This is a genomic window from Actinomadura kijaniata NBRC 14229, assembly GCF_001552175.1.
GTDB classification, from domain to species: domain Bacteria; phylum Actinomycetota; class Actinomycetes; order Streptosporangiales; family Streptosporangiaceae; genus Spirillospora; species Spirillospora kijaniata.
Genome location: NZ_BCQR01000127.1, coordinates 1 through 7,391, shown reverse-complemented (window position 1 = coordinate 7,391; position 7,391 = coordinate 1). Strand labels below are relative to the sequence as shown.

The following is a 7,391-nucleotide window of genomic DNA, read 5'->3' as shown; positions in this document are numbered from 1 at the left end:
GGCCGCCGCGCCGCCGCACGCGCGTGGTGGCGCTGTCGGCGCTGGCCGCCGCGCTGGTGACCGCGCTGCCGCCGACGCTGTGGGCCCTGCGCGACACCGGGGGTGAGGGACCGGGCGGCGGGACGGCCAAGACCGTGCGGGTGGCGTTCATCGGCCCGCTGTCGAAGGGCGTGTTCGACCTGTCCCGGCTCGGAACGGCCATGCGGGACGGGGCGAAGGTCGCCGTCCAGGCGCACAACCGCAGGAATCCATCGATCAAGGTCGAACTGGTCGAGTACGACACCAAGGGCGACGCGGCGCTCGCGGAGGCGGCGGCGCGGCAGGCGGTGGAGCGGAAGGTGGTCGCCGTGATCGGCCCCTCCCTCACCGAGGAGAGCCGCAGGGCCATCCCCGTGCTGGAGCGGGCCAGGATCCCGAGCGTCTCACCCGCCGCCGCGAACCCGACCCTTCTGGAGCAGGGCTGGAAGACCTGGCACGCCATCGTCCCGGACGCCAAGGTCGCGGCCACCACCCTCGCCGAGATCGCCGTCACGAAGGGCGGGGCGAAGAAGGTCGTCGTGGTGGAGGACGAGACGGACGCCGCCAGGACCGTCGCGAACCACGCCCACGCCAAGCTGGAGCTGGTCGGGGCGACGGTGACGCGCGTGCGGACCGGGAAGGGGAGCGACCACGCCGACGCCGTCAAGAAGATCAAGGAGGCCGGGCCCGACGCCGTCCTCTACGGCGGGGCCTACGCGGACGCCGGCCCGCTGGTGAAGCAGGCCCGCGCCGCCGGGGTCACCGTCCGCTTCTACCTGTCGGACGGGGCGCTGGACGAGGAGTTCATCCGCATCGCCGGGGAGCGGCAGGCCCAGGGCACGGTCTTCACCTGCTCCTGCCTGCTCACCGATCGGCAGCACCCCACCGGCGACGAGAGGTACGACCGCTTCCTCACCGCCTACCGCGACACCCACGGAAGGAAGCCGTCCTCCTACGCCGCCGAGGGCTACGACGCGGCCGGGGTCCTGCTGTCCGCCATCGCCGCCCGCAAGGACACCCCCCACGCGATCAACGTGGCGCTCCGGACGACCGTGGACTACACCGGCGGCGTCACCCCCCGCATCCGCTTCCGGGACAACGGCGAGATCATCGACGGCGTCGCCTACGTCTACCAGGTCAACGGCAATGTGATCAATCTGCTCGGCGATCCCGGTAAAGCCTCGATCAGCTAGCCCCCGAAACGGCGAAGGGCCACGTCCGCCGGTCCGGAGCGGCCGCCCGGCGCGTCCCGCCGGACGAACGCGCGGGCCGTCGTCCTGTGACCGGACGGCGGCCCGCCGGGAAGGTCACACCTGGGCCGGAGGCTCGTCCTCCAGCAGGTCGTCGAACTCGCCGTCCTTCACCCCGGCGACGAACGCGTCCCACTCGGCCTCGGTGAAGTACAGCCTGGGACCGTCGTCGTCCTTGGCCGAGCGCATGACGACGGCGCGCTCGCCGAACTCCTTGTGGTTCACCGGGACGTCCTTGCCGTCGATGAACTCGATGATGACGCCGTCAGTGATGATCGGTTCCGGCTGGTCGGTCACTCGCCCACCCTCTTCGTCCGCGACTGGTCGCCCCCAGCGTAATGCCGCGGGTGCGCCGCGCCACGCCGGATCGCCGTCGGCGGACGTTCAGGCGACGTACAGCGACAGCGTGTCGGCGACGCAGGCGGGACGCCGCCCGCCCTCGACCTCGACGGTGACGCGGACCGTGGACAGTCTCCCGGCCGGGGAGTTCTTCAGGTCCAGCAGCTCGGCCCCGCCGCGCACCCGCGCCCCGGTCCGGACGGGGGAGGGGAAGCGGACCCGGTTGAGGCCGACGTTGACGCCCATCTTCAGGCCGTCGATGTGGAAGATCTCCGGCATGAAGGCGCTGACCAGCGAGAGCGTGAGGTAGCCGTGGGCGATCGTGCCCCCGAACGGCCCGGTGGCGGCGCGTTCGGGGTCCACGTGGATCCACTGGTGGTCATCGGTCGCGTCGGCGAAGGTGTCGACCCGCCGCTGTGTCACCTCCCGCCAGGGGCTGTACCCGAGGTGCTCCCCCTTGGCCGCGGCGAACTCGTCCAGACTCGCGAAACGTCTCATGGCCACGACCCTCCCGGCCCGGTCACCGCCCGGGCAATGGCGGACCGGTACAAGATCCACCACGGAAACCTCGTGTCAGCGGGCGAGTGTCTGGATCTTGGCGGTCGCGGTGGCGGTGGCCAGCAGGGTCCCGTCGGCGTCGCTGAGGGTGCCGGACAGGAAGCAGATGTCCCGGCCGCGCTTGACCACCTCGCCGTGGCCCAGCAGGCGGCCGGGACGGGCCGGGCGAAGGAACTGGACCTGGAGGTTCAGCGTGGGGGCGAACCGGCCCGGCGGCAGCGTGGCGACCAGGGCGGGCCCCAGGGTGTCGTCCAGCATCGCGGCCAGGAAACCGCCCTGGACCACCCCCGCCGGGTTGAGGAAGCGCTCACCCGCCTCGAAGGCCACGTCGATGGTGCCCGCGTCGGGGTCCACATGGACGAGCTCCCACCCCAGGGTGACGGCGGCCGGAGGCGGCGGCACCCGCCCGTGCTGAACGTCCCAGAAGGCTCCTTCGCGCATGCCGGACAGTGAAGCACGCCCCACCGACAAAGATGGGATCCCCGGCCGCTTGACCTGGGAGCGCGGCCGGGGATCCCTGGCGGGGGGCGGTTGGTCTGTCAGGGGCTCGTCACGGCTTGGTGTAGCCCGCCGTGTAGGAGCCGTTGCCGCTGTAGGCGTGGATGCGCAGGCGGTAGGTGCCCGCCGTGCCGTTGTAGCTGACCTTCTCGTCCGGGCCGGGGCTGGTGGACTGCGCGACCGTGGACCAGGTGCCGCTGCTGGACTGCTTCTGCAGGTACAGGTCGAAGTCCACGCCGTCCGGGCCGTCGACGCACGCGGTGTGCGTGCCGGAGGTCGAGGAGGTGTAGCCGCCGCTCGGCTGGTACTGGTTGGCGCCGCTGGTCAGGGAGCCGGTGACCTTGGTGGCGTAGGAGTCGCAGTAGCCGGGCTGCGGGCCGGGCCCGCCGCTGCCGGTGACCAGCTGGCGGCCCTCGGGGCGGATGATGTCCAGGATCTCGGTGACCGGCTGGAAGTAGGTGGAGTCGCCGCTGCCCTGGCCGTCGCGGCAGGTGCCCGACCCGCCGGAGGTGATGCCCTGCGCCTGGCCGCCGGTCTGGGTGATCAGCGCGCCGCCCGAGTCGCCGGGGTCGGCGCAGATGTTGGTGCGGATCAGGCCCGTGACGGTGCCCTCGGCGTAGTTGACGGTGGCGTTGAGCTGCTGGATCGTGCCGCACCACAGCCGGGTGTTGGTGGTGGAGCCCGAACGGCACACCGCCGTGCCCACCGGCGCGGGCGTCGCGCCCTGCACCGTCTCGTAGGTGCCGTCCCAGCGGTTCACCTTGGCGGTCGGGGTCCACTGGCTGTTGGTGTCGACCACGGCGTAGTCGTTGCCGGGGAACGACGACCGGCTGAACCGTCCCTGCGCCACCTGGTTGGCGCCGCTGGTGGTCTCGCCGACGTCCCCGCAGTGGCCCGCGGTCACGTAGCCGCCGGTGACCGAGAACGCGATCGAGCAGCCGGCCGACGGGGTCCAGTAGCGCTCGCCGCCGATCAGGTCGTACAGCGGGCGGGGCCGCTCGCTGGACCTCTCGATCCGGACGGCGTCGGCGTCCACGCCGCTGGCCTTCACGAACGCGCGGGCGTCGGCGGTGGAGCGCGCCTGCACGACCACCGTGTTGGTGTCGGTGTCCACGTACCACGCGGTGACCGACTTGGCCGCCCTGCGGGAGTTCTTGTTCAGGGTGCCCTGGACGGAGGCGAGGGTCCGTTCGGTGCGCTCGACCACCTTGGGCTCCGCGCCGGCGGCGCGGATCTTCGCGGTCTCGGCGGCGTCGGTCGTCGCCACGACGACCTTGCCCCCGGTGACGTAGGCCCCGGCGAACGTGCCGCCGAGCTTCAGCCGGAGGTCCTTCTGGATGCGGGTGGCCCGGTCGTCCGGTTGTGCCGGCGCGGTCGGGGCCTGCGCGCGGGCCGGGGCCGCGGTGGCGGCGGGGCTCGCGTGCGCCGGGAGCGCCGACGCGGCGACCAGCGCGGCCGCGGCGGCTCCCAGCAGCAGGGGGGTGCGGGGCATGTGACTCTCCTGTGCCGTGGTGGGGGAGGGGAGAGGGACTGTCGTCCTGCGCCAGGAATGTACGAGCGGCGTCGGGCCACCACAATGCATCGGTTCGTGGCTGTTTTTCAGAGTTGATTGCGTCTGCGTCGAAGGGACGCGCGAACGCGGCGGTCCGGACCGGCGACGGCGCCGCGCTCCACGGCTGCGCGGCGCCGGCCGGAACGGGAACCGGGACTAGAAGTCGTGCAGCAGCCGCGCCGCCACCGTCTCCAGGCGGGCCTGCGCCTGGTCGGCGGTGGCGTGGCCGCGCAGCATCTCGATCATCTCCATGGTCCAGACGCTGGACAGCGCCTTGGCCACCACCCGGCGGGGGTCCCCGTCGGGCACGTCGGTGTCGGGGCCCACGGCGGCGCGCAGCAGCAGGCCGGTCATGCGGTCGCCGAAGTCGGTCTTGACGTCCGACAGCAGCAGCGAACGGATCAGCGCCTCGGCCAGCTCCGGTTCGCGCATCAGCCCCCGCGTGGCGCGCATCAGCACCTCCACGGCGCGCTTCGGGGGGTCGTCGGTGCGCGGCGGGCGGCGTTCGATGCTGCCCTCCAGCAGGTCGAGCTCCTCGCTGACGACCGCGACGACCAGGTCCATCTTGGACGGGAAGTACCGGTAGAGCGTGCCGAGCGCCACGCCCGCGCGCTCGGCGACGGTGCGCATCTGCATCGCCTCGACGCCGCCGCGCGAGGCGAGCGCGGCGGCGGCCTGCACGATGCGCTTGCGGCGCTGGTGCTGGCTGCGGGAACGCGCGCCCTGCGCCGCGGGTGCCCCGGCGCCGGACGGCTGGTCTTTGGTCACGGTCGGCTCTGCGCTCACGGGCCTAGCCTACAGCCCTGACAGGAACGTGTTATCTGAACGAGACTCCACGCGGTGCCGACGGTGGGTCGACAGGGTCACCCGCACTTGGGCGAGCAGGGCCGGTCGGCGGCGATCATGACTCTGGACACAGACTAGAATCTGTTCTAGTTTTGCGGCCGGGAGGTGACCGCCGTGACCGTGGCCGCACTGCTGGAGGCACGGGCCGCCGACGCCGCGCCGGGGCTGCGGTGCGCCGACGACGGGCGGGCCTGGAGCTGGCGCGAGGTCGTCGCCGAGTCCGCCGCGCGGGCCGCCTGGATGGCCGCCCGGCGCCCAGGCGACCGCCCCCTGCACGTCGGCGTCCTGCTCGACAACGTCCCCGACCTGGTCTTCCTCATCTGCGGGGCCGCCCTGTCGGGGAACGTGGTCGTCGCCCTCAACACCAGCCGGGGCCCCGCCGAGCTGGCCGCGGACGCCGAACGCGCCGACTGCGACCTCATCCTCACCCAGGAGCGCCACGCCGACCTCGCGGCGAAGATCGGCTCTCAGCGCGTCGTCGACATAGCGAGCGGGGAACACCGGAACGAGCTCGCCGCGCACGAGAACACGCCCCCACCCGACACCTCCGCCATCACCGGGCAGACCCTGATGATGCTCATCTTCACCTCCGGCACCTCCGGGCGGCCCCGCGCCGTCCGCGTCACCCACCGCAAGGTGGTCGTGCCGGGGGAGAACCTGGGAACGCGGCTGCTCGGAACCGACGACGTCGTGTACTGCCCGATGCCGCTGTTCCACTCCGGCGCGCTGATGGCGGCGTTCGCACCGGCGCTGTACGCCGGGGCCGAACTGGTGATCCGCTCCCGGTTCTCCGCCTCCGGCCTGCTGCCCGACGTCCGCCGGTACGGCTGCACGTACCTGCACTACGTCGGCAAGGCGCTGTCGTACGTCGTCGCCACCCCGCCCGGGGGCGACGACGCCGACAACCCGCTGAAGGTCGCGTTCGGCAACGAGGCCGCGCCGCTGGAGCAGAAGGCGTTCGCCGAACGGTTCGGCTGCCTCGTCATCGACGCCTACGGCTCCACCGAGACCGCCATCCACCTGAGCCCCGACCCGCTCGGCCCGCCCGGCGCGCTCGGCAGGCTCCCCGAGGGCATCGCGATCCTGGACCCCGCCACCGGCCGGGAGTGCCCGCCCGCCCGGTTCGACGCGGCCGGGCGGCTGCTCAACGGCGACGAGGCGATCGGCGAACTCGTCAACACCCGCGACATGGGCGTCTTCGACGGGTACTACAAGGAGGACGCCCCCGACCGGATCCGCGACGGCATGTACTGGAGCGGCGACCTCGCCTACGCCGACGGCGGCGGCCACGTCTTCTTCGCCGGGCGCACCTCCGACCGGCTGCGCGTGGACGGCGAGAACTTCGGGGCCGCCCAGGTCGAACGCGCCCTCGCCGGGTTCGCCGACGCGTCCCCCGGCATCCGGGGGCTGGCCGTCTACGGCGTCCCCGACGCGGCCTCCGGCGACCAGGTGATGGTCGCGTTCGCCGCCGACGGTTTCGACCCCGACGCGTTCGCCGCCTACCTGCGCGACCGCGCCGACCTCGGCCCCAAGTGGCCGCCCCGGTACGTGCGGGTCATGCCCGACCTGCCCGCCACCCCGTCCAACAAGATCCTCAAACGGCTGCTGGCCCGCGAGGGCTGGCGGACCGGCGACCCGGTGTGGTGGCGGCCCGGCCGGGACCTGGCCTACCGGCGGCTGACCCCGCAAGACGCGGCCCGTATCCGCGAGGAGTTCGCGGCACGCGGCCGACTTCACCTCCTGGAAGGGAGTGGCTGAGTGGACTTCAACCTCGACGAGACCCAGCAGGAGTTGCAGGGGCTCGCCGCCGACCTGCTCAAGAGGGAGGCGGCGCCGGACCGCCTGGAGGCGTTCGAGAAGACCGGCGCGCCGTACGACGCCGCCGTCTGGAAGGCCCTCGCGCAGGCCGGGCTGCTGGGCGTCGTGCTGCCCGAGGAGGTCGGCGGCGCGGGACTCGGCCCGGTCGAGCTGACGGTGATCCTGCGGCAGGTCGGCGCGCACGTCGCGCCCGTGCCCGCCTACGCCTCGCTCGCGCTGGCGGCGCTGCCGATCGCGCGGCACGGCACCGGGGAGCAGCGCGCCCTGCTGGCCCCGCTCAACGAGGGCGACGCGATCCTGACCGGCGCCTACCGCGAGGTCGGGCCCGGCGGCGACCCGCGCGCCACCGCCCGCCGCGACGGCGACGGGTACGTGCTGGACGCCGTCAAGACGTTCGTGCCGTACGCCGAGCAGGCGTCGCTCATCCTGGTCCCCGCGCGGGTGGAGGGCGAGGGCGTCGGGGTGTTCCTGGTCGAGCCGGTCGCGGCGGAGATCACCCCGCAGCCGTCGGC

General features: G+C 73.1%; 8 protein-coding genes. 3 read left to right on the top strand and 5 right to left on the bottom strand.

The window, feature by feature from the left end; translation table 11 throughout:
* On the top strand, positions 1-1,211 hold a 1,211-nt coding region (locus AKI01S_RS33360), incomplete at its 5' end, for a branched-chain amino acid ABC transporter substrate-binding protein (protein ID WP_157420328.1).
* Positions 1,212-1,325: 114 nt separating this feature from the next.
* Here AKI01S_RS33360 and AKI01S_RS33355 read toward each other — a convergent pair.
* The 5 genes from AKI01S_RS33355 to AKI01S_RS33335 all read right to left on the bottom strand — a co-directional run bounded on the left by AKI01S_RS33355 (position 1,326) and on the right by AKI01S_RS33335 (position 5,001).
* Positions 1,326-1,565, bottom strand: coding sequence for a DUF397 domain-containing protein (locus AKI01S_RS33355; protein WP_067826703.1), 240 nt, complete (start codon positions 1,563-1,565; stop codon positions 1,326-1,328).
* 87 nt (positions 1,566-1,652) lie between these two features.
* Entirely contained in the window at positions 1,653-2,105 is a 453-nt protein-coding gene (locus AKI01S_RS33350; RefSeq protein ID WP_067826701.1) for a MaoC family dehydratase, read from the bottom strand.
* 75 nt (positions 2,106-2,180) lie between these two features.
* Positions 2,181-2,606 carry a PaaI family thioesterase gene (locus tag AKI01S_RS33345; protein ID WP_067826699.1) on the bottom strand — a complete coding sequence of 142 codons (426 nt, stop codon included), beginning with the start codon at positions 2,604-2,606 and terminating at the stop codon, positions 2,181-2,183.
* 109 nt (positions 2,607-2,715) lie between these two features.
* Positions 2,716-4,155, bottom strand: coding sequence for a S1 family peptidase (locus AKI01S_RS33340; RefSeq protein WP_067826696.1), 1,440 nt, complete (start codon positions 4,153-4,155; stop codon positions 2,716-2,718).
* A gap of 216 nt (positions 4,156-4,371) precedes the next feature.
* Positions 4,372-5,001 carry a TetR family transcriptional regulator gene (locus AKI01S_RS33335; RefSeq protein ID WP_084000495.1) on the bottom strand — a complete coding sequence of 210 codons (630 nt, stop codon included), beginning with the start codon at positions 4,999-5,001 and terminating at the stop codon, positions 4,372-4,374.
* A gap of 174 nt (positions 5,002-5,175) precedes the next feature.
* Between AKI01S_RS33335 and AKI01S_RS33330 the strand changes: the two genes are divergently transcribed.
* On the top strand, positions 5,176-6,819 hold the full coding sequence (locus AKI01S_RS33330; RefSeq protein ID WP_067826709.1) for an AMP-binding protein: 1,644 nt from the start codon (positions 5,176-5,178) through the stop codon (positions 6,817-6,819).
* The coding region (locus AKI01S_RS33325) for an acyl-CoA dehydrogenase family protein (protein WP_169814058.1) at positions 6,820-7,391 on the top strand (572 nt) is incomplete at its 3' end.

Coding starts and splice junctions, on each gene's coding strand:
- AKI01S_RS33340 (WP_067826696.1), bottom strand. CDS start 4,155: ATGCCCCGCACCCCCCTGCTGCTGGGAGCCGCCGCGGCCGCGCTGGTC.
- AKI01S_RS33350 (WP_067826701.1), bottom strand. CDS start 2,105: ATGAGACGTTTCGCGAGTCTGGACGAGTTCGCCGCGGCCAAGGGGGAG.
- AKI01S_RS33345 (WP_067826699.1), bottom strand. CDS start 2,606: ATGCGCGAAGGAGCCTTCTGGGACGTTCAGCACGGGCGGGTGCCGCCG.